This is a genomic window from Rhodovulum sp. PH10, from assembly GCF_000293785.1.
In the GTDB taxonomy this organism is placed as follows: domain Bacteria; phylum Pseudomonadota; class Alphaproteobacteria; order Rhizobiales; family Xanthobacteraceae; genus Rhodoplanes.
The window spans coordinates 1-358 of the sequence record NZ_AKZI01000272.1; the positions used below are offsets into that span (position 1 = coordinate 1).

At 70.9% G+C, this 358-nt stretch carries 1 protein-coding gene; it reads left to right on the forward strand.

The window, feature by feature from the left end:
- The coding region (locus tag A33M_RS21955) for a hypothetical protein (protein WP_040622822.1) at positions 1-239 on the forward strand (239 nt) is incomplete at its 5' end.
- Positions 240-358: the final 119 nt, after the last annotated feature.

Here is a 358-nt window from a genome sequence, read left to right on the forward strand (position 1 = left end):
CCGGCCCGGCGGCGCCGGGCGCCCGCGCCGTCGATCGCGGCGGGCCCTCTGGCGCGGGCGGCGGCCGCGGCCGCTCACGGGTGGTGACGGTGCCGGGCCTGCCGCCGGTCGTCGTCCCGGACGGGCCGCGCAACCGCAACTCCTACAGCGACCGGGTCGAGCGCTGCATGCATTACGGCACCGCCGGCGGCGTGCCGACCAGCGAGATCGGCCGCTTCACCGCGGTTTGTGCGCACTGATTCTTTCGTCGCCTGCGCACAGATCGCCTGAAAAGCATGTTTCCGTCATGCGCGGGCTTCGACCCGCGCATCCACCGAAATCAAGAACTCTCTTTTGTTCAGGTTGATGGATCGCCGGG